Genomic DNA, 21,512 nt, shown 5'->3' on the forward strand with positions numbered 1-21,512 from the left:
AGGAGTCAGATATGCAGGAAAACAAGTATGAAACGATGAAATCCATTACGTCCCGCGACAATCAATGGATCAAAAAAGCCTGCTCGCTGAAGCAGAAAAAGGGACGGCAGCAGGAGCGGATGGTCTTCGTCGAAGGAATGCGCGTCGTCAGAGATGCAGCGGAAAGCGGCATTCGCCGTGCTGTTTGCTTTCTTTCGCCGAAGGGCAGGGAACATGAGAAGTTTCAAGACATATACGACATGGGGCGGGCCCTGGACTGGACGTTTTTTTCCGTGACGGACAGCGTGTACGACAAGCTGAAGGACACGAAAGCGCCGCAGGGTATCGCAGCGATGCTGCCATATGTCACAGTGTCTCTCGACGAACTGAATGGCCTTGCGCCGCGTCAGGCCGTCGTGTATTTGCAGGCCGTTCAGGACCCGGGAAATTTAGGGACGATTATCCGGACGGCGGCCGCGGCGAATGCCGCGGCGATTTTGCTGAGCGAAGGCAGCGTCGACGTATATAATGACAAGACCATCCGCAGTGCTATGGGAGCCATATTCAAAGTTCCTATTGTGCAGGATGTCAGTGAAGCGCAGCTGATTGAATTTTGCCGTCAGCAGGGGAGGGTTTTGTTGGGAACAGCACCGCAGGGGACAACATCGTACGCTCAGGCGGCGTATGCACGGCCTGTCGTACTGGCCTTCGGCAATGAAGGAAACGGCTTATCTGATACGCTGATTGAACAGTGCAGCGAGGTGCTGACCATTCCTATGCGCAGCGATACGGAATCATTGAATCTTTCCATGTCTGTAGGCGTTATTGTGTATAAGGCCTGGGAAGCAAATGGATTTAAGGAGAAATATGATGAATAATACGATAGAAATGATTTTGCAGCAGTATAAGGAGGGCGCGCTGACACTGGAAGCAGCAACAGCTGCTTTGCAGCATGATGAACCGTCTGTTCTTAATTTGGGTTTTGCTAATCTGGATTTACAGCGCCAGAAGCGGTGCGGTTTTCCGGAGGTCGTCTACTGTGCCGGAAAGACTGTCGGACAGTCGGTGCAGATTCTGCGCGTTCTCATGAAGCAGTATGATAACGTCATCGGCACGCGGGCTTCCAAAGACGTGTATGACAAGCTTGCGCCGGAAATCCCCGACGCGCAGTACGACGAACTGGCCCGCATGGTCTACCAGTTTAAGGATAAAACCGTCGTCAACGGCGACCGGGTCATCGCCGTCATCACCGCCGGTACCAGCGATATTCCTGTTGCCGAAGAAGCGGCGTTGACGGCGGAAATCATGGGAAATAAAGTAGAGCGCATTTACGACGTCGGTGTTGCCGGCCTGCACCGCCTGCTGAATCGCAGCGAAGAGATCCGCCGGGCTAACGTCTGCGTCGTCGTTGCTGGTATGGAAGGTGCCTTGGCCAGCGTCGTCGGCGGCCTCGTAGACAAACCGGTCGTCGCCGTGCCGACGAGCATCGGCTACGGCGCTAATTTTCACGGCTTGTCGGCTTTGCTGGCCATGCTGAACAGCTGCGCCGCCGGCGTGTCCGTCGTCAATATCGACAACGGTTTCGGCGCCGGCCGCATGGCCGATATGATCAATCGGATGAGGTGAGGTCATGGAAACGTTGTGGCAAATAGAAGCCAATATTGACGATATGAATCCGCAGAACATGGAATACGTATTTCAAAAGCTGCTGGACTTGGGCGTCAACGACGTGTGGGCTATGCCCATGATGATGAAAAAATGCCGCATGGCCTCTATGCTGTGCGTATTGTGCCCGGAGGAACTGATAGAGAATGCTGCGGCCATTATATTTGCTGAAACGACGTCCATCGGCATCCGTTATTTTCCTGTCCGGCGCAGGATTTGCAGCCGGGAAATCGAGACGGTCTGCATAGATGGCGAACAGATTCGCTGCAAGATAAGCTCTTACGACGGAAAGGTTACGAATATTTCCGCCGAATACGACGACTGCCGTGCCGCTGCCGCGCGGACCGGGACGGCGCTGAAGGAATGGCAGCGAAAGGCGAAGGAAGAGGCGTATAGACTATATGGATGTAAAACTGCAACCAATTGTTGAAGATTTTAAACGCAAGCTCGCTGCGGCGCAGATTCGCTGCGTGCGGGAAAAGGACATAAATTATGGGCATCAAGTCGTCTGCGCCCAGGGTACGGCCGAAGGGACGGTCAATTTTTACTACGGCAAAAAGGGCCTGTCCGTCGTCGTGCAGGGAAAAGACGGAGCGCTGAAACAGACCTTAACGGCTCTGGCGACGGGAGAAAAGGCAGAGGATCCTGCTGTAGCTCCGCTGTACAGTGCAGAGGGACTGCATCCGCAGGGAATTTCCTGCTGGATGGGCTGCGACGAATCAGGGAAGGGCGACGTATTCGGACCGCTGGTCGCGGCGGCCTGCCTGATTCAGGCTGATGAAGAAGCGCCGCTCCGCCGTCTCGGCGTCTGCGACAGCAAGATGCTGACGGACGATGCGATTGCCCGTCTGGCTGCAGAGATACGGGAGATGCTGGGAGACCGCTGCGTCGTCTCCGTTCTCATGCCGGAGGAATATAACGCCCGGTACCAGGCCATTAAGCAAAGACGAAAAAATTTGAACCATCTCCTGGGCAGTATACATGGACATAACATACGTGTACTATTGTCAAAATACGAATGTCCATGTATAATAGTCGATAAGTTCGGTAAAGAGGAATATGTTTTAGCTGAGCTGCAAGACGAAGCATCGTCACATCAAATCATCCAGGTTACGAAGGGCGAACGGGATACGGCCGTCGCGGCGGCATCTATCCTGGCCCGGAAGGCTTTCGTCGACGCCATGGCCCGTTTGGCTCAGCAGTACGGCATGACCTTTCCCAAGGGAGCCTATATGGGCATCGCTTCGGCTATTGCCGCCTTCCGAAAGACTTACGGCGACGGTGAATTGTCCAGCGTAGGGAAATTGAATTTTAAAAATTTCGATTTTTTACGGTGACCTGAGATGAACAGAGTAATTATCAACGCCGATGATTTCGGCATTCATACGGAAGTAAACAGGGCCGTCATAGAGGCCCATGAAAAGGGACTGCTGCTGAGCACATCGCTTCTGGCGTCGGGGCCGGCCTTTGACGAGGCCGCCGCGTTGGCGCGGCAATATCCCGGGCTTGGCGTCGGCATTCATTTGTGCCTTGTCGGCGCCTTGCCGCCGGTGTTATCGCCGAAAGAAGTTCCGACCTTAGTCGACGACAACGGATTGCTGCCGGAAAGCTACGTCCCTCTCGTAAAGCGCATGTGGACGGGCCGGATAGACTTCGAGCAGGTATATCGGGAGCTGGATGCGCAGATGGAAAAAATCATGAGCGCCGGCCTGAACGTTACCCACGTCGACAGCCATCAGCACATGCATATGCTGCCGCCGGTGTGGAAGATCGTGCAGGCTTTGATGAAAAAATACGGCCTCCATCGTCTCCGCATTCCGAAGGAATCCTATTCGTTTAAAGTCATGGCGGCGAGTCCGGGCCGCGTCATGGGGCGGGACGGTTTGACGTATTTGGCGAGAAAAGCCATGTCCGATGTCAAGCGTCTTCGGTTTACGACGACGGACTATTTTTGGGGCATGGTCGATGGCGGCCATATGACCGAGGCGAACTTAGCGCATATTCTGCGGCATATGCCTTTCGGCGTCCATGAAATCATGATGCATCCGGGGCGGAGCACGGCCGTTCTTTCCCAATCCTTTTCCTGGGGGTATCATTGGGAAGAGGAATTTCATGCGTTAATCTCGCCGCGCATACGGCAGCTCATGAAAGAGCAGAATATAGAACCAATCCATTACGGCCAGCTGCCGTAAATGCAGTACAGGGAGTGACATATATTGAACATATTAGTAACAGGCGGAGCCGGATTTATTGGCTCTCATCTGGTTGACGGTCTCGTCGAAGCCGGCCATCATGTCGTCGTAGTAGACAACTTGAGTACCGGCTGCCGGGAACACGTCCATGACCAGGCCGTATTTTATGAAATGGATATATTGCAGAAGGACGAGCTGGCCCGTATTTTTGCAAACGGTGCTTTTGACATCGTCTTTCATGAAGCAGCGCAGACCTTGGTGCCCTATTCGATGGAGCACCCCCGTGAGGATGCAGAACTCAATATCATGGGGCTGCTGAATGTATTGGAGCTATGCCGGCAGTTTGGCGTGAAAAAATTTCTCTTTTCTTCTTCGGCTGCCGTATATGGGGACAATGTGCAGGTGCCGCTGGCAGAAAACGCGCCCCTTCAGCCAACATCCTTTTATGGTTTGACGAAGGTGACGGCTGAAAAGTATATTCAGATGTACCATGACGTGTTCGGCCTTTCCTACGCAATTCTGCGCTACTCCAACGTCTACGGCGAACGGCAGGGCAGCCACGGCGAAGGCGGCGTCGTCTATATCTTTTCCGACGCTATTGCAGAAGGCCGGGAGATTACCATATTCGGCGACGGCGACCAGTCCCGCGACTTTATTTATGTCAAAGACGTCGTCCGGGCCAACATGGCCGCCATGGATGAAACGGCGCCGTCGGGAATCTATAATATCAGCACCAACATCGAAACGACGGTTAACGCGCTGAAGGAAATCCTGTTTTATTTTTCCCAGACAGCCGTGCCCGTTTCCTATGCAGAGGCCCGCAGCGGCGATATTTACCGCTCGGCTCTGGATAATGCATTGGCGAAGCAGACACTGCGCTGGCGTCCGGCGACTAAGCTGCTTGAGGGGCTGCAGCAGACGTATTTCTATTTTGCAGGGAGGAAACAGACATGAAGGAAGAAAAAGACTACAAATTTTACTTAGTACGAGAAGATATTCTTCCCGAAGCAATTAAGAAGACGATTCGGGTAAAAGAGTTTTTAAAGCATAATCAGAAGACGACGATCAACGAAGCGGTGCGCCTTATGGACTTGAGCCGCAGCGCCTACTATAAGTATAAGGATTACGTCTTTCCCTTCCATGATGTAACACAAGGGCGCGTCGTGACGATTTCTCTTATGGTATTGGACAAGCCAGGCGAGTTGTCGCAGATATTAAATGCCGTAGCGGAAAGCAACTGCAGTATCCTGACGATTAATCAGGGCATTCCGCTGCAGGGTATTGCCGATGTCAGCATTTCCATTGAAACGAAGGAAATGACCATTGCCGTCGATGATTTGATTAAACGGCTGGAAGATCTGTCCGGCGTCCGCAAGGTAGAAATCATCGGCCAGGCGTGAGAATATAGACAAGATTCAGAAGGGGGATTATTATGAAAAAAGTGTCGATTGCATTATTGGGGTGCGGTACCGTTGGAAAAGGCGTCATCGATTTGCTGGCCATGAACGGCCCGCTGATTGAAGAACAGCTCGATACGGAAATTACGATTAAGCGCGTCTTGATTCGGGATATGCCGAAATATGAACAGATGGAATTGCCTGACGATATTTTGCTTACGACGGACTTTGCCGATATCGTCAACGATGACGAAATAGAGATTGTCGTTGAAGTCATGGGCAGCGCCGATTTTGCCAAGGACTGCATTGAGCAGTGCTTCAAAAAAGGCAAGAGCGTAGTCAGCGCCAACAAGGACCTCATTGCCGATTACGGTATGCCTTTGCTGAAGATGGCTAAGGAATGCAACGTAGACTTCCAGTTTGAAGCCAGCGTCGCCGGCGGGATTCCCATCGTGCGGCCTATGTACTCCTCTCTCAACAGCAATACGATGGAAGAAATCATCGGCATCATGAACGGCACGACAAACTATATTTTGTCGAATATGACCGATACGGGCATGTCCTATGAAACGGCGCTGAAGGAAGCTCAGGAAAAGGGCTACGCTGAAGCAGACCCGACAAACGACGTCAGCGGCTACGATGCAGGACGTAAAATCGCCATATTGGCTACGCTGGGCTTCCATTCGGCTCTTACCTTCAACGACGTATCCGTCGAAGGGATTGAAAACATCGCCCAGGAAGACATTCAGCATGCCCGGGAAATGGGCTATGTCATTAAGCTGCTGGCTATCGCCCGCCAGGATGGGGACGGCATATCCTTGAACGTCCATCCGGCCTTTATCCGCAAGGGCCACCCGCTGGCCAATGTCGGCGGCGCGTATAATGCCGTATACGTCCGCGGCAACTGCGTAGGCGACGTCATGTTCTATGGTCAGGGCGCAGGGTCCCTTCCGACGGCCAGCGCCGTCGTCAGCGACGTTATGAACGTCATTCTCCACTGCAACATCAACATTACGGGCAGCCGCGATTTCGTATGGCACGACCCGAAGCTGAAGCCGCAGGACTCGATTTGCGCGCCTTATTACCTGCGCATGGTTGTAGACAATGCGCCCGGCGTATTATCCAGCATTTCCGCTGTCCTGGCGCAGCATAAAATCAGTATCCGCTCTTTGATCCAGAAAGATGAGACGACGGAAATCGCCGAAATCGTCATCTTGATCGACAGCTCGGCGGCTGGCCTGGTTAACCAGTCCTTGAAAGAAATTGAAGACCTGGCCTGCGTCCGCAAGATTGCCAACGCGATCCGCGTTATCGAGGTATAATTATGACGACAAGAACACTGCACGTGCAGGTGCCGGCCACATCGGCGAATCTCGGCTCGGGATTCGACGCCGTCGGCATTGCTCTCAACTATTTCAACGAAATATATTTTACAGAAGATGATAAAGAGTTTATTTCCGTAGAAATCGAAGGCTTGGGAAAGGGTGAAATTCCCGAAACCTTTGCCGATAATATGGTCGGCCAGGCTATGGAACGGGCCGCCGCGTACAACGGCGAGTCCCTGCCTAAAGGCGGCGCAGTGAAGCTCGTCAACCGCATCCCGCCGGGACGGGGCATGGGCAGCAGCTCGTCGGCCATTATCGGCGGCATCCTCATCGGCGACGCCTTGACGGGCTCCAAGATGAGCAAGGAAGACATGCTGTCCCTAGCTACGGAAATCGAAGGTCATCCGGACAACGTCGCGCCGGCCTTGCTGGGAGGCCTGACAATTTCTATTATGGACGGCGGTAAGACCATGACCAACGTCGTGCCTGTCGGAGATGATTTATCCTTTATTACCGTATCTCCCGACGTGGAAGTCTTTACGGAAGACGCCCGTGCCGTTCTGCCTAAGGAAATCGCCTATAAGGACGCCGTGTTCAACGTGAGCCGCGTCAGCTTCCTCGTCTCCTCCCTCGTTACGAAGCAGTACGACCGGCTGCAATACGGCCTGCAGGATAAACTCCACGTGCCGTACCGCATCGGCCTCATTCCCGGCGGAGAGTCTGTCCTGAAAGCAGCCGAAGACGCCGGCGCCCTGGGTGCGACGATCAGCGGCTCCGGCTCGACGCTCATCGCCTTCGCCGTGCAGAACGAACAGGCGATTATGGAAGCTATGATGAACGAGTTCAAAATACGGGGCATCGACTCGGAAGGCCATATCTTGAAATGCTGGAACGAGGGAGCGCAGATTCTCCCATGATACAAGACATAGCGCCTCATCAATACCATACGGAATACAACCCTGTCCCCGTCCAGGACGACGGCGTGATTCTCGCCTATCGGGGCCGGACCGTCTTAGTGCGGCTGGAAGGAGAGGACAAGTCCTTTTCCTATCCGACCTACGCCGATTTGGCCGATGTGCCGGCAGAACGCTTTCGCTGGCTGTTCCGTGAAGACGACATCAATTATTTTTTAGCCTTGGAAGATATTCCGGAAGGCAGGGGCTTTGCCTATATATCCATCAACTTCATGCGCGCCGCCCGGCCCCGCTTTCAGGCCTTTGCCGGCGTGGCCGGCCTGTCCCTGCACAACTGGTACAGCAACCATCGCTTCTGCGGCCAGTGCGGCCGTCCGATGGCCCACAGCGACGTCGAGCGCATGGTGTACTGCGGCCATTGCCATACGATGATTTATCCGCGCATCTGCCCGGCTGTCATCGTTGCCGTGCGCAACGGAGACAAGCTCCTTGTATCGACCTACGCCGGCCGGGAATATACGCGGGCCGCTCTCATCGCCGGCTTTGCCGAGGTGGGAGAAACAATCGAACAGACCGTCCATCGCGAAGTCATGGAGGAAGTAGGCGTCAAGGTCAAGAACCTCCGCTTCTACAAGAGCCAGCCTTGGTGCTTCACCGACACCCTCTTATTCGGCTTTTTCTGCGACCTGGACGGCGACGAAACCCTGCGCGTCGACCACAACGAGCTGGCTACGGCACAATGGGTGGAACGGCACGACCTGCCGGACGACCCGGAACAGGCCAGCCTGACTATGGAAATGATTACCTTGTTTAAGCAGGGGAAGATGTAGTAATTTTAATAGCCTTAAAGGAGACTTCTGTTTAATATTTTTCCTTTGGCAATATTCTGCAAATAACGTTCTGATAAAGATTGATGGAATTGATTATTCATGTATCTGTAGGGAAGAAATATGAAATGTGCTTTAAGATTTGATTCCAGTGTATTGGTTAGACAATTAGAACACTACAGTTAAAAGATGTGAAATAAAAATAATAATATTTTAAAATATTTTTTAGAATGTATTTACTTTAAAAATGTGCTGCATAACAAATGTGCAAAAACGATAAGATATATAATGAGAAATTGGCAGAGAGCATAGTAACTAATATGTCAGCATGAGGTAACTGAAATCGTATTTGTAAAATAGTTTTGGAGAGTGTTTATTTATGACTTCATTAGGTAAAAAAGCAATAGCATGTAGTTTATGCGCAATAATAATGATAATACCGGCAATTAATTCGTCTATTGTTTCAGCAATGAGTAATTCACTTAGTAGTGAAAATAGTACTTATAAGCCGTTTAAATCGGCTGTTATGGAAGCAGAACGACAGAAAGAGCAAGAAATTTTAAGGCGAATACCAAAAGGAAATGCATATATTCCAGCTGAAACAATTTTAAACATAGAATTAACAGAGAATATTTCTTCAAAAACGATGAAAAAAGGGAACCCTGTTCCGCTTAAGACATTAGATCATGTCATTATTAATGATGTCATTGTTATTCCTGCTGGTACTCCGGTAGAAGGCGTTGTCACAAAAGCGAAAAAGTCAGGTATGTTCGGGCGTTCAGGAAAATTGGAATTTACTATAAATTCTGTAAATACAATAAATAATGTTCGAGTACCACTTCAATATAGTGCAATGAAAGAGGCAGGAAGTGATGGTGGAGCTGTGGCAGTTGCTGCTGTAGTAAGTCTTGTTGGAGGATTGTTTATGAAAGGTAAGAATGTTGAATTTCCGGCAGGGACTCATTTTCAAGCAAAGGTTACAGCGGATACCGATTTGCATGTAACTTTAAAGGAGTTACCCGATGCAATGAATCCAGATAAACCTCATGGAATATCAATTACATTGAAATAATTATTCAGATAAAAATGTGATAGCGTAAAATAATTGTGGGAAAACTTTAATGCACAAAGTAAAGAATATATAGCGTAACGGTAATGCTAGTGTCAGCACGTTGCTGTATGCTGTCTATAACGTAACTATAGTAGTAATATTAACAGGTTAAAAGAACTATCAAAAATGGCCTGTCAAAAAATTCCCACGGTAAATTGCAAGTTGAATTTGAACAACCATAATCAGGAAACACACTCACTAGCATAAACTTCATCGAGGAATGCATCAAATAGCTCTGACGGCGTATGGTAGCCCAAAACACGCCGTGGGCGCTGGTTCAGCGTATCTGCCATGTTCAGGATATCCTCATCAGAGAACCGCTCCATGGACATGCCCTTTGGGATGAAATCCCTCAGCAGGCCATTGTGGCGTTCGTTCTGAGCCCGCTCCCATGAGCTGTACGGATGTGTAAAGTATATCTTAGTACCGAGGCTCTCGAACTGCGATAAGTTCTCAAACTCTGGACCGTTATCGGCCGTCATCGTCTTAAAGATCTGGCTGAAGTACTCTGCGCCATATCGCTCCTGCAACTGTGCAAGAGCAGCTTCAACGCCGGCGCAGGTACGTCCAGGAATTCGGATAGCGATGTAGTTGCGCGTAACCTTTTCAACAGCGGTGAAGACTACTGCTTCACGACCTGCGCGCCGACCAACGACCGTATCCACTTCCCAGTGGCCCATCTCGGTACCATCATCGACGACGGCAGGACGTTCCTCAATGGAGCGGCCCTTCATACGTTTGTTCTTACGCACCCATTTGCGGCGGCGTTTGTGCTTCAAGACCTGCGGTACCTCGAAGAGTGACAGTGGAAGTTTGTTAGCCCAAAGCATGTTGTAGAGCGTCTTGGTACAGGGAATCTGTTCCGGAGTAAATAGCTTATTTCGCCTAGCATAGCCAACGCAGGCATCCAGTGACCAGCGTTCCTGGCGGACTCGTTCCACCATCCATTGGATAAACAGCTCGCAGTCGTCATGATCGATTTTACAAGGCTTCCTGGAGTTCTTGCGATTCTCTGCATAAGCCTTCTGACCGCGCTTTGCCATATACTGAGGGGCACGACCGTGCTTGCTTTTCCGATCCGGCGTTCCACGCCGAAGTTCATAGAAAACAGTCGTATGAGCACATCCTACTGCAGCAGCGATGTTGCGAAGGGAAAGCCCCTGGCGATGCAGGGCCTGAATCATGCCACGTTCCTCCAAAGAAAGATGGCGGCCGGGTGTACGTACGTCCTCAATTGTGTTAGAATGGATGTGATCCATAGTGATTGCTCCTTTGTTGATGATTTCTCGCAAAACCATTTTAACATGAAGCTTCACTATGGATTTTTGTTTTTTTGATTACCTGTTCAAATTCATTTTACAATTAACCAAAAAATTCCCACAATAACTTTACACTATCTAAAAATACAAAATCATTGACAAGACTTTGCAAACTTGTTAGAATATTTATCAACACAAAAGCGATGAGCGGAAGAAGCTGCATGGCGCTATGGCAGAGAGGTGCCGGATTGGTGCGAAGGCATTCATAGCGAAGGCGGCGCGTCACCCGTGAGCCGGCAGGAGGAAAGGCCTGCCCGGATTGCAGCCGTTATTTGCATGATGAAGGGGCTTCGGCCGAGCCGGGGCAATTTAGGTGGTACCGCGGAAGATACAGCGTTCTTTCGTCCTAAGAGAGCTTAGGACGAAGGGGCGCTCTTTTTTATGGTTACAGGAGGGTTTGCAATGAAGTGGAACAAGGAAAGCTTAGGAACGTATTCGCCGAACGACATTGAAATGAAATGGTATGATTTCTGGGAACAAAACGGGTATTTTCATCAGGACGCCGATCCGTCGAGAAAGCCCTTCAGCATCGTCATGCCGCCGCCGAACGTCACGGGGCAGCTGCATATGGGCCATGCCCTGGACAATACACTGCAGGATATTCTCGTCCGGTTTAAGCGCATGGAAGGCTATAACGTGGCCTGGATTCCGGGGACGGACCATGCCGGCATCGCGACGCAGGTAAAGGTAGAACAGCAGCTGGCTAAAGAAGAAGGCAAGACTCGCTACGACATTGGCCGCGAAGAATTTTTGAAACGCGTATGGGCCTGGAAGGAACAGTACGGCAATCGTATTGAACAGCAGGTCCGCCGTTTGGGCTCGTCGTGCGACTGGAGCCGCAAGCGCTTTACCATGGACGATATCTGCGCCCGCGCCGTCCGCGAAGTATTCGTGTCTCTTTATGAAAAGGGCCTGATTTATCAGGGCCAGCGCATTACGAACTGGTGCCCTCACTGCCATACGGCCTTGAGCGATATCGAAGTCGACCATTCGGACGTACAGGGCCATTTGTGGTATGTCAAATACCCCGTCGTCGGCGAAGACGACTACATCATGATCGCCACGACCCGCCCGGAAACGATCATGGGCGATACGGCCGTCGCCGTAAACCCTGAAGACGAACGGATGAAGAAGTTTATCGGCAAAAAGGTCGTCATCCCTCTCGTAAACCGCGAAGTCGAAGTCATTGCCGACGACTATGTCGACATCGGATTCGGGACAGGCGCCGTAAAGATTACGCCGGCCCACGACCCGAACGACTTTGAAATGGGCCAGCGCCACAACCTGGAATCCATTATGATCATGAACCTCGACGGCACGATGAACGCCGAAGCCGGCGCGAAGTACGAAGGCATGACCCGCGAAGACTGCCGCAAGGCCGTCGTCGCCGATTTGGAAGAGTTGGGCCTGCTGGATCACGTCGAAGAATTGAATCACGCCGTCGGCCACTGCTCGCGCTGCAAGACGACGGTTGAACCGTTCTCGACGAAGCAGTGGTTCGTCAAGATGAAGCCCCTCACGACGGCTGCCTTGAAAGCCGTTGCCGATAAGGAAACGCAGTTTGTGCCGGACCGCTTCGTCAAGACCTACAATCACTGGCTGGAAGACGTTCACGACTGGTGCATTTCCCGTCAGCTCTGGTGGGGCCATCAGATTCCGGCCTGGTACTGCGACGACTGCGGTGAAACGTCGGTCAGCCGCACGGACTTGACGGAATGCCCGCACTGCCACAGCAAGCACATCCATCAGGATCCGGACGTCCTCGATACGTGGTTCAGCTCGGCCCTGTGGCCCTTCTCGACGATGGGCTGGCCCGACACGACGGAAGATATTAAGCAGTTCTTCCCGACGAGCGTCCTCGTCACGGGCTACGACATCATCTTCTTCTGGGTCGCCCGCATGATGTTTACGACGTGCGAATTCATGAAGGACGTCCCCTTCCGCCACGTATTTATCCATGGCCTCGTCCGCGACAGCCAGGGCCGCAAGATGAGCAAGTCCCTGGGCAACGGCATCGATCCCTTGGGCGTATGCGAAGAATACGGCGCCGACGCCTTGCGCTTTACTCTCGTGACAGGCAACACGCCGGGCAACGACATGCGGTTCTACATGGAACGGGTCGAAGCAAACCGCAACTTTGCCAATAAGATTTGGAACGCTTCCAAGTTCGTCATCATGAACTTGACGGATTACGACGAAACCTTTGTGCCCGAAGAATCGGATTTGACCCTGGCCGACCGCTGGATTTTGACCTCCTTCAACGACACGGTCCGCAAGGTGACGGCTGATTTCGACAACTTCGAATTGGGCGACGCTGCCGACGCCGTATACAACTTCATTTGGAACTCCTACTGCGACTGGTACATCGAGTTGGCGAAACAGCGCCTGTATAAATCCGAAGATGAACGGAGCAAGCGGACTGTACAGTACGTCCTCGTATACGTCCTGACGCATACGCTGGAAATGCTCCATCCCTTCATGCCCTTCGTTACGGAGCACCTGTGGCAGCACCTGCCTCACGAAGGGGAAAGCCTCATCGTAGCGCCGTGGCCCCAGGCGCAGTCTCACTGGGATTTCGCCGCCGACGCCGCGACGATGAATACGCTCATGGAAGCTATCAAGGGTATCCGCAACATGCGCGCCGAATCGAACGTGCCTATGGGCAAGAAGGCTCCGGTCATCATGGCTCCTGCGACGGACGATATGGCTAAGACGTTGAAGACCTACGAATCGTACTTCCATACGCTGGCCTTCGCCGACCACGTAACCTTGCTGGCTCCGGGCGAAGCGAAGCCGGAAAACGCCGTCGTAACGGTCGTGCCGGGCATCGAAGTATACCTCCAGCTCAAGGATTTGATCGACGTCGAAAAAGAAACGGCCCGCGTCCATAAGGAACAGGAAAAGATGGGTAAAGAAATCGAACGCCTCAACAAAAAGCTGTCCAACCAGGGCTTCTTAGCCAAGGCGCCGGCAGACGTCGTAGAAAAGGAAAAGGCCAAGTTAGCCGATTATACGGAAAAGATGGCCGCTCTCACGAAGCGTCTGGAAGATTTGGCAAAACTCTAAAAGAAGGCATAGTATGACCTACGAAGAAGCGATATATTATTTGGAACATGCCAGCCAATTCGGCATCCAAATGGGGCTCGGGCGCATTCGGGAACTCCTGAAGCGCCTGGACAATCCCCAGATGAAATATAAGACCGTCCATGTGACGGGGACGAATGGCAAGGGTTCCGTTACGGCTATGATCGCCAGCGCCCTGTGCTGTGCCGGCATCCGGACGGGCCGGTACACGTCGCCCCATCTGGAAGACTATACGGAGCGAATCCACGTCGACGGGGAAGACATCAGCCGGGCAGACTTCGCCGAAGCCGTAGCCGTCGTGTCTCAGGCCGTGGAAGCTATGGTAGCCGACGGCGTGGAGCGGCCGACGGAATTTGAAATGATTACGGCGGCGGCGTTCTGGCACTTTGCTAAGGCCGGCGTGGAATACGCCGTCGTCGAGGTGGGCTTAGGCGGTCTTCTCGATTCGACGAACGTCGTCGTGCCGGAAGTGTCGGTCATTACCAACGTGGCAATGGACCACATGAAGTACTGCGGCAATACGATAGAAGAAATCGCCGTCCAGAAGGCCGGCACCATCAAGGAAGGCGTGCCCGTCGTGACGACGGCGGAAGAACCGGCCTTGTCGGTCATCGCCCGCAAGGCCTATGAAATGAAGAGCCGCCTCTACGCTCTGGACCGCAGCTTCGACGTCGTAGGCAACGCCGGGCCGGCCGATCCGTCCGTCGGTCAGATGGTGACGGTGAGAGAGCGGTACGGCCGCGATATTACGGCGACGATTCCCCTCGTGGGCAAGCACCAGCGCGTTAACTGCGCCGCCGCCGTCATGGCCCTGCTGCTCATTGCCAGCCATGAAAAGCGGCTGACCCGCACGGCTTTGGAACAAGGCCTGTCGCAGGTACAATGGCCGGGACGGTTTCAGGTGCTGCGCTGCGGCGGCGTGGACGTCGTCATCGACGGAGCCCACAACCCGGCCGGCATAGATACGTTCTGCAAAACCTACGACGATGTCTTCGGCACGCGGAAGAGAGTATTTCTCTTTTCCGTGCTGGCCGATAAGGACTACACCCACATGGTGCAGGAATTGTTCCATGAAGACGATTACGTCGTCTGTGCGCCGGCTCCGACGCCGCGGACGGCGGACCCGCGGCAGATGGCGGCTATGCTGCCGTGCCGCGCCGACTGGGCGGACTCTCTGGACGCCGGGCTGGACAAGGCCTTTGCCTCCGTGAAGGACGGAGAGGTCCTGTGCATCGTCGGTTCCCTGTATATCCAGGGCGACGTGCGGCGGTATTTGCGGAAGCATTACCGGCAGGAATAAGGGGAGGATTTTGTCCGGCCCAGCCGGAGCGCTCTAGACCCCTTGTGTTATTTTTAGTATAATACAAGGCAAAGGAGCGATATCATGAACCCCGTGATGAATCAATATAAGATGAGCAGTCCCGCAGAACGGGCACGCCTCCGCGTGGTGTATGCCCTTCTGGGGACTGTCTTTTTTATGCCGGTCAATCTCATCGCCATGGAGATATGCCTGGCCCTGGCCGTCGTCTTTGCCGCCTTCTGCGGCTGGAAATACGGATTCGGCCCGGCGCCGTCCATTCCCTTGCTCGTGCCGGCGGCAGGCTTTTGTTTTGCGGCCCTGCTGTCCCTCGTCGGCTCGCCTCACGGGCTGATGGGATTTGCCTTTTATTGCTTTACCATCGTGCAATACGCCTTGTTGTATATGCTGGTCATCTTCTTCGTACGCGGCCAGGCCGAGCGCCATCTGCTGCTGACGGGGCTGTTCGTCAGCGCCGCAGTGGTCTGCCTGTACGGCTTGTACCAGTACGCCCACATGCTGACGCTGGGAGAGGCGGCGTGGGTCGATAACTCGGCTTTTCCCCTCCTGCAGCGCCGCATGTATTCGACGCTGTACAATCCCAACTTGCTGTCGGCCTTTCTCCTCATGGTCATGGGGGCTGCGGCTTCGATGACGATCTGCACCGGCCATCGGTCGCACCGCTGGCTGTACGTCGGCTTATTTGCCGCCTTGTCCCTGTGCCTGATCCTGACGTATTCCCGCGGCGCATGGCTCAGCGCGGCGGCGCTGGTGCTGTTCTTCGGCTTTGTCTGGGATAAGCGGCTGTGGGCCCTGTTTCTCCTCGTGCCGCCGGTACTGCTGTTTTACCGCGGCGGCGTAACGAACCGGCTTATGTCGATTTTTTCGTACAGCGAAGCCGATACGTCTGTATCCATGCGCCTGGACATGTGGAACGGCGCTCTGGAAATGCTGGGAGACCATCCCGTCCTGGGCATCGGCTGGGGAGCTTTTAAGTATATGTATCCCGTGTACAACGAGTTTATTCAGCAGGCCGGCATTACGATTTATCACGCTCACAATATGTTTTTCAACATTGCGGCGGAGACGGGGCTGGCAGGATTTTTCTTCTTCCTGTGGTTTTTCCTGGGCTGCGGGTGGTACGGACTGAAGGTTTTGCGGCGCGGCGGTTTGTCCCATTTCGACCGGGCCGCGGCCATGACGATGAGCGCCGCCGTCATATCGCAGGCCGTATGCGGGTTAGGAGATTATGATTTATTTAGTACCCAAATTTCACTTACTTTTTGGCTGCTATGCGGCATATTTTCTAATATGTTCATTGATATTCAAAAAAATAAGAAAAAAAGTTTGCGAAATAATTCACAATGATATATAATATTCGTATGGGTGTTATAAAGAATTATAATGGCGTGTTATAGCTGAAAAGAATAGATTGAATTTTGGGAGGATTTTTCTATGAGACAAAAAAAGGCTATATCAGATGCCGTCATCGAAAGATTGCCCTTGTATTACAGAGATTTATTGTTATTGCAAGATGCAGGGATTGATATTATATCGTCCGAGAAATTAGGTGAACGGCTGGGCATTACGCCGGAACAGATCCGCAAGGATTTGACGTGTTTCGGCGCGTTTGGAAAGAAAGGCGTAGGGTATTACGTCAGCGAGCTGTGTCAGCAGATCGTGGAAATCATCGGGCTGCAGCAGCATTGGAAAATCGGCATTGCCGGCATCGGCCATCTGGGCTGGGCCTTGGCTAACTATAAGACCTTCGGACGCCTGGGATTCCGTACGGCCGGCCTGTTCGACGTCGACCACCGGATTATCGGACAGAACGTCGGAGGCGTCGTCGTCACGCCTATTGCCGACATGAAGGACGTCATCCGGAAGGAAGGCATTCAAATCGGCATCATTACGACGCCTGCCGCCGTCGCGCAGCAGGTGGCGGACCAAATGGTGGAAGCGGGCATTCAGGGGATTTTTTCCTTCGCGCCCCTGCGCCTCACCGTGCCGGACAATATCTTCGTATTCCGCGAAGACCTGTCCATCGGCCTGAGCCGCATTTCCTATTATTTGACCAATAAAAAAGAAGACTGACCGTCCTGCGGGAACGTAAGAGAGCCCGGCGCCGATGCGCCAGGCTCTTTTGATGTTGGATTAATTTGTTTCGCTGCCGTCTCCGCTGAGTCCCAGGTCGTCGCGATAGGCCTGCGTGGCCTGGCTGGCAGAGATATAGCCTTGCTCGGCCATGAGAGCCAGGACGACTTGCTGCCGCTTGCGGGCGGCGTCGTAGTGTTCCAGGGGATTATAATAGGTCGGAGCCTGCAGCAGTCCGGCCAGCATAGACGACTGGGACAGGCGCAGCTCGTCGGGGCCGATGCCGTAATAGGTACGGCACGCTTCGTAGAGGCCCGTGGCGTTGGCGCCAAAATAAGCCGTATTCAGATAAATTTCCAATATGTCGTCCTTGCTGTAGTAGTGCTCCAGCAGAAAGGCCAGTATGACTTCCTGCACCTTGCGGCTCAGCGTTCGTTCGTGGGACAGGAATACGTTTTTGACGACCTGCTGGCTGATGGTGCTGCCGCCTTCTACGGTTTCGCCGGAATAGAGGTTGACTGCGGCGGCGCGGATGATGCCGATAGGGTCGATGGCCCCGTGGCTGTAAAACCGCCGGTCCTCCGTGGCGATGACGGCCTGGCGCAGGGACTGCGGTACGATGTTGATGGACACGTACATGGGAATACGGGCCATCTTGGCATCCATGGCCTCTTCAAAGTGGAGATAGACGTAAGCCTTTTCTTCCAGCGGTTTCAGCGGCGTCAGCCAGGACGATATAAATGCTGCCGGCGCGGAACGTTCCGTGCGGCCTCCCGTATCCGGGCCGGAAATGAAGTCGGCAATCAGATTCCAGGAGCTGCAGGCGGCGAAGGCCAGCAAAAAGACGAGCAGTAATTTTTTCTTCATAATACCTCCATGATTCCTTATTATACCATAAGTCGGGCCGGACGAGGCAATACGGAGGCAGAAATGTGGGGCAGCGAGGGCGGATCGGCGCGATTTCTGCGGCTGCGAGTATTGGCAAGTCCCCTGTAAATAATGTATAATAATTTAGTATGGGAAACTATGTTATTTCTAACAAGAGAAAGGAGGGCATATTTATGTCTAATGTGGCGCAAACTACCTTGGCGAAGTCCGTATCGTACAGCGGTATCGGCCTGCACGCGGCCGAGGAAGTCCACATGGTGCTGTGCCCTGCTCCGGCTAATACAGGCATTGTATTCATCCGTACCGACTTGCCGGGCCGTCCGTCCGTAAAGGCCCATTTGTCCAATGTGACCAATACGATGCGGGCGACGACGCTGGAAGACGGCGAAGCGAAGGTGTTTACGGTAGAGCATGTATTGTCGGCGTTGAACGGATTGCAAATAGATAACTGCATCATAGAAATGGATTCGGCAGAGCCGCCCGTAGCGGACGGCAGCAGCCTGAATTTCGTCGAACTTATCGAACAGGCCGGCGTGAAGGAGCTGGACGAGCCGCGGCGGGAATTGGTCGTGCGCCGGCAGCATCTCGTGCAGGAAGACGATAAGTTCATCGCCATCGTGCCGTACGACGGCTTCCGCATCACCTTTACGTCCATCAACCCCCATCCGTTGCTGGGCGTGCAGTTTTTCGACGCGGAAATCACCAAGGAGTCCTATGTGAAGGAAATCGCCTACGCCCGCACCATCGCCTTTACGGAAGAGCTGGAAATGATGAAGAAGCTGGGATTAGGCAAGGGCGGCACCCTGGAAAACGTCGTCGTATACGACAAGGAGGAATGCCTGTCGGTACCTCGCGTCGACGACGAGCTGGTACGCCATAAGGTGCTGGATATCATCGGAGACATGGCAATGATCGGGCGTCCCCTGAAGGGGCATATCATTGCCGTAAAATCAAGCCATAAATTGAACAGTCTTCTGACGAATAAAATTGCGGAAGAATTAGATTAAGGAGGAATTCATATGATTTTGGAAGTAACGGATATTATGGAAATTTTGCCTCATCGCTATCCTATGCTGCTCGTAGACCGCATCATTGAGCTGGAACCGATGAAATACGCTATCGGCATTAAGAACGCGACGTTCAACGAACTGTTTTTCCAGGGCCACTTCCCGGGCCAGCCGGTTATGCCGGGCGTGCTGCTGGCGGAAGCCATGGCCCAGGTCGGCGGCGTCACGCTGCTCTATCCGGAAGAAAACCGCGGCCTGATTCCGTATTTTACGGGCATCGACAAGCTGCGCTTCCGTCACCCCGTCCATCCGGGCGATCAGGTCATCATGCGCGCCGATATTGAAAAGATCAAAGGCCGCATGGGCAAGGTAAAAGCGCAGTGCCACGTAGGCGACACCCTTTGCGCCGAAGGCGAATACTTATTCGCTCTCATGCCGGGTCAGAACAGCAAGAAATAATTTTATTGCATTTTTGTCGGATGTAAGAGAAAAACGGCGAAAATGGGAGATAGGTAAATAAAATGTGCTGTTTTTAAAGTGAAAAAGAGGGCATATTTTTCTTTTTGACATACGACTATATACCGTAGAGAGGGATTAATTTAAACAAGCTCCTGCTGTGGCGGCGGCAGGAACGCGAGGAGTGACTTGAATGACCGAGGAAAAAGAAACTATGCGGCAAAGCATAATACATCCAACGGCTGTTATAGATCCGGCGGCGCAGATCGGCGCCGGCGTAAAAATTGGCCCTTATGCCGTGATTGGCCCGAACGTCGTCATCGGCGACGGCACGGAAATTATGGCTCATGTTACGATCGACGGTTGGACGAGAATCGGCAAGAACTGCCGGTTCTTCCCCAGCGCGTCCATCGGCTCGGAACCGCAGGATTTGAAATTTAAAGGCGAAAAAAGCTATGTCATCATCGGCGACCGCTCCGTATTCCGCGAATTCGTAACGGTCAGCCGCGCTACGGGCGAAGAAGAGGAAACGCGGATCGGCAACGACTGCCTGTTCCAGGCGTGCACCCATGTCGCCCATAACTGCATTATCGGCAATAACGTTATCATGAGCAACTGCGCCGGCTTGGCCGGCCACGTCGTCGTAGAAGACCGCGTCGTTATCGGCGGCATCGCCGGCGTGCATCAATTCGTCAAGATCGGCAGAAACAGCATGATCGGCGGCTTAGCCAAAGTCGTGCAGGATATTCCGCCCTTCGTCATCGCCGACGGCCAGCCGGCGCGCTGCATCGGCCTGAACAGCGTAGGCCTGTCGCGCGCGGGGATTCCTGAAAACGTGCGGCGCGAGCTGAAAAAGGCCTTCCGCCTGCTCTACCGTTCCGGCTTGAACTTAGGCCAGGCGATTGCCGAAATGGAACAGGAGCTGGACAGCTCGGAAGAAGTTGAACATTTTCTCCGGTTCCTCCGCAATGCTGATCGGGGCATTTGCCGGGGCACGAAAGACTGACGGATACGAAAAAGGAGGGAGATGCGTTCTCGCCTCCTTTTTTTCTTGTAATATGTGCTGTATTACTGACATACGGCGCATTTTTTTGTATAATATAAAAATGGATATTTTATTCATTTGTAAGGGTGATACGCAATGGAAAAAGTCGGATTGTTCGCTGGCGTAGGCCAGCTGCCTGTAGAATTTATGCGCGCCGCCAAGATGCTGGGCCATGAAGTTGTAGTCATCGCCGTCGTCGACGGCGTAGCGCCGGAGTTGGAGCAAGAAGCCGACGCTTACTACGCCATCAACGTGGCCAAGCTGGATAAGGTCATTAAGACCATGAAAAAGGAAGGCGTGACCAAGGTCACGATGATCGGCAAGGTTACGAAGGAAATCCTGTTCAAGGGGCTGAAATTCCCTGACTTGCGGGCTATTAAGCTGCTGGCAAAGCTCCGCAACCGCAAGGATGATACGATTATGCTGGCGATTGTCGAAGAAATCGAAAAAGACGGCATTGAAGTCGTCGACCAGACGCTGTACCTCAAGCCGCTCATGCCGCCGACGGGCGTGCTGACGAAGCGCCGGCCCACTCCGGAAGAAGAGGACGATATCCGCTTTGGCTTCGTCACGGCGAAAGCCATGGGCGGCATGGATATCGGCCAGACTGTCGTCGTAAAAAACAAGGCTGTCATGGCTGTCGAAGCCATTGAAGGCACGGACGCCTGCATCCGCCGCGGCGGCGAGCTGGGACGGGGAAAATCGGTCGTCGTAAAGGTCGCCAAGCCGAATCAGGACGTGCGGTTCGACGTGCCGGCCGTAGGCAAGCAGACCATTCAATCCATGCTGGACAGCGGCTGCACCGTCCTGGCGATGGAAGCGGAGCGGACCTTGTTTGTGGAACAGGAAGAGGTCTTGAAGCTGGCCAATGCCCACGATTTGTGCATCTGCGCCGTAGATAAGACGTTCTGA

21 protein-coding genes are annotated in these 21,512 nt (G+C 53.1%); 19 read left to right on the forward strand and 2 right to left on the reverse strand.

Features of this window, described 5'->3' with window-relative positions; all coding sequences use genetic code 11:
* Positions 1 to 11 precede the first annotated feature (11 nt).
* From DKB62_RS08910 to DKB62_RS08960, 11 genes are all read left to right on the forward strand, one after another.
* The gene (locus tag DKB62_RS08910; protein ID WP_232818823.1) at positions 12 to 857 is read left to right on the forward strand and encodes a TrmH family RNA methyltransferase; all 846 of its coding nucleotides are present in this window, start codon (positions 12 to 14) and stop codon (positions 855 to 857) included.
* Entirely contained in the window at positions 850 to 1,605 is a 756-nt protein-coding gene (larB, locus tag DKB62_RS08915; RefSeq protein WP_198643530.1) for a nickel pincer cofactor biosynthesis protein LarB, read from the forward strand. The genes DKB62_RS08910 and larB overlap by 8 nt, the downstream gene beginning before the upstream one ends.
* A gap of 4 nt (positions 1,606 to 1,609) precedes the next feature.
* On the forward strand, positions 1,610 to 2,074 hold the full coding sequence (gene larC2 / locus DKB62_RS08920; RefSeq protein WP_107196405.1) for a nickel pincer cofactor biosynthesis protein LarC2: 465 nt from the start codon (positions 1,610 to 1,612) through the stop codon (positions 2,072 to 2,074).
* Complete coding sequence (locus DKB62_RS08925) at positions 2,046 to 2,981, forward strand: ribonuclease HIII (protein ID WP_107196404.1); 936 nt, start codon at positions 2,046 to 2,048, stop codon at positions 2,979 to 2,981. The genes larC2 and DKB62_RS08925 overlap by 29 nt, the downstream gene beginning before the upstream one ends.
* Before the next feature lie 6 nt (positions 2,982 to 2,987).
* Entirely contained in the window at positions 2,988 to 3,836 is an 849-nt protein-coding gene (gene hpnK / locus DKB62_RS08930; RefSeq protein WP_107196403.1) for a hopanoid biosynthesis-associated protein HpnK, read from the forward strand.
* Positions 3,837 to 3,860: 24 nt separating this feature from the next.
* Positions 3,861 to 4,790, forward strand: coding sequence for an NAD-dependent epimerase/dehydratase family protein (locus DKB62_RS08935; protein ID WP_107196402.1), 930 nt, complete (start codon positions 3,861 to 3,863; stop codon positions 4,788 to 4,790).
* Entirely contained in the window at positions 4,787 to 5,236 is a 450-nt protein-coding gene (locus DKB62_RS08940) for an ACT domain-containing protein (protein ID WP_087477686.1), read from the forward strand. The genes DKB62_RS08935 and DKB62_RS08940 overlap by 4 nt, the downstream gene beginning before the upstream one ends.
* A gap of 32 nt (positions 5,237 to 5,268) precedes the next feature.
* Entirely contained in the window at positions 5,269 to 6,555 is a 1,287-nt protein-coding gene (locus DKB62_RS08945; protein ID WP_107196401.1) for a homoserine dehydrogenase, read from the forward strand.
* A gap of 2 nt (positions 6,556 to 6,557) precedes the next feature.
* Positions 6,558 to 7,475 carry a homoserine kinase gene (thrB, locus tag DKB62_RS08950; RefSeq protein ID WP_107196400.1) on the forward strand — a complete coding sequence of 306 codons (918 nt, stop codon included), beginning with the start codon at positions 6,558 to 6,560 and terminating at the stop codon, positions 7,473 to 7,475.
* The gene (gene nudC / locus DKB62_RS08955) at positions 7,472 to 8,302 is read left to right on the forward strand and encodes an NAD(+) diphosphatase (protein WP_107196399.1); all 831 of its coding nucleotides are present in this window, start codon (positions 7,472 to 7,474) and stop codon (positions 8,300 to 8,302) included. Before thrB ends, nudC begins: the two co-directional genes overlap by 4 nt.
* A 376-nt stretch (positions 8,303 to 8,678) precedes the next feature.
* Entirely contained in the window at positions 8,679 to 9,371 is a 693-nt protein-coding gene (locus DKB62_RS08960; protein WP_087477690.1) for a hypothetical protein, read from the forward strand.
* 221 nt (positions 9,372 to 9,592) lie between these two features.
* Here the strand turns inward: DKB62_RS08960 and DKB62_RS08965 are convergent, their stop codons facing one another.
* Positions 9,593 to 10,669 carry an IS30 family transposase gene (locus tag DKB62_RS08965; RefSeq protein WP_115759886.1) on the reverse strand — a complete coding sequence of 359 codons (1,077 nt, stop codon included), beginning with the start codon at positions 10,667 to 10,669 and terminating at the stop codon, positions 9,593 to 9,595.
* 462 nt (positions 10,670 to 11,131) lie between these two features.
* Between DKB62_RS08965 and DKB62_RS08970 the strand changes: the two genes are divergently transcribed.
* From DKB62_RS08970 to DKB62_RS08985, 4 genes are all read left to right on the forward strand, one after another.
* Positions 11,132 to 13,795, forward strand: coding sequence for a valine--tRNA ligase (locus tag DKB62_RS08970; protein WP_107195640.1), 2,664 nt, complete (start codon positions 11,132 to 11,134; stop codon positions 13,793 to 13,795).
* A 13-nt stretch (positions 13,796 to 13,808) separates the two neighbouring features.
* The gene (locus DKB62_RS08975; RefSeq protein WP_198643462.1) at positions 13,809 to 15,113 is read left to right on the forward strand and encodes a bifunctional folylpolyglutamate synthase/dihydrofolate synthase; all 1,305 of its coding nucleotides are present in this window, start codon (positions 13,809 to 13,811) and stop codon (positions 15,111 to 15,113) included.
* A gap of 84 nt (positions 15,114 to 15,197) precedes the next feature.
* Positions 15,198 to 16,478, forward strand: a complete 1,281-nt coding sequence (locus DKB62_RS08980) for an O-antigen ligase family protein (RefSeq protein WP_232818755.1) — start codon at positions 15,198 to 15,200, stop codon at positions 16,476 to 16,478.
* An 87-nt stretch (positions 16,479 to 16,565) separates the two neighbouring features.
* On the forward strand, positions 16,566 to 17,204 hold the full coding sequence (locus tag DKB62_RS08985; protein WP_087477692.1) for a redox-sensing transcriptional repressor Rex: 639 nt from the start codon (positions 16,566 to 16,568) through the stop codon (positions 17,202 to 17,204).
* 60 nt (positions 17,205 to 17,264) lie between these two features.
* Here DKB62_RS08985 and DKB62_RS08990 read toward each other — a convergent pair whose 3' ends face one another.
* Positions 17,265 to 18,071 (reverse strand): transglycosylase domain-containing protein, encoded by an 807-nt coding sequence (locus DKB62_RS08990; RefSeq protein ID WP_107195641.1) that lies wholly within the window; start codon positions 18,069 to 18,071, stop codon positions 17,265 to 17,267.
* A gap of 194 nt (positions 18,072 to 18,265) precedes the next feature.
* On the opposite strand from DKB62_RS08990, the gene lpxC reads away from it, so the two are divergent.
* From lpxC to DKB62_RS09010, 4 genes are all read left to right on the forward strand, one after another.
* On the forward strand, positions 18,266 to 19,099 hold the full coding sequence (lpxC, locus tag DKB62_RS08995) for a UDP-3-O-acyl-N-acetylglucosamine deacetylase (RefSeq protein ID WP_087477694.1): 834 nt from the start codon (positions 18,266 to 18,268) through the stop codon (positions 19,097 to 19,099).
* Between the two features lie 12 nt (positions 19,100 to 19,111).
* A complete protein-coding gene (fabZ, locus tag DKB62_RS09000; protein ID WP_087477695.1) occupies positions 19,112 to 19,558 on the forward strand; it encodes a 3-hydroxyacyl-ACP dehydratase FabZ in 447 nt (148 codons plus the stop codon).
* A gap of 190 nt (positions 19,559 to 19,748) precedes the next feature.
* Entirely contained in the window at positions 19,749 to 20,561 is an 813-nt protein-coding gene (gene lpxA, locus DKB62_RS09005; RefSeq protein WP_087477696.1) for an acyl-ACP--UDP-N-acetylglucosamine O-acyltransferase, read from the forward strand.
* A gap of 135 nt (positions 20,562 to 20,696) precedes the next feature.
* Positions 20,697 to 21,512: an LpxI family protein gene (locus DKB62_RS09010; RefSeq protein WP_087477697.1), complete on the forward strand. Its 816-nt coding sequence runs from the start codon at positions 20,697 to 20,699 to the stop codon at positions 21,510 to 21,512.

Source organism: Megasphaera stantonii, from assembly GCF_003367905.1.
GTDB classification, from domain to species: Bacteria; Bacillota; Negativicutes; order Veillonellales; family Megasphaeraceae; genus Megasphaera; species Megasphaera stantonii.